Raw genomic sequence first — 354 nt, forward strand, 5'->3', positions numbered from 1 at the left:
GATACCGGATGACTTTGTCTTTGGCCAGATCGATACTCGCCAGCAAAAACGTGACTGGTTCAACTCGGTGGTCGACAAGGCCACCAACTGGCTCGATTCAAAGCGGCGTGATGATATGTCCAGTCATGTGGATGAGAACATTGGCAAGCTGGAAATGATGAACCAGATGTTTGAAACCATGCAGCTGTCCCTGACCCGTTTCAAGACGGCAGCTTATCCACCGGACCTGATGATCAATATGCCGATCGATTCTTGCGATATTTACGAATTTTATCGCGCCCGGGAAATGATTGAACTGGGCCGCCATATTGCCGAGAAAGCTCTGGATGCTTTTGAGCAGGGTAGCTGCAGCCC

Annotated in this window: 1 pseudogene; it reads left to right on the plus strand. The window is 50.3% G+C overall.

Going from position 1 to position 354, the window contains the following annotated elements:
• Positions 1–354 (plus strand): annotated as a pseudogene (locus tag Q4563_RS17435) (hypothetical protein); the annotation flags it as partial.

This window comes from Gilvimarinus sp. 1_MG-2023 (assembly GCF_030548285.1).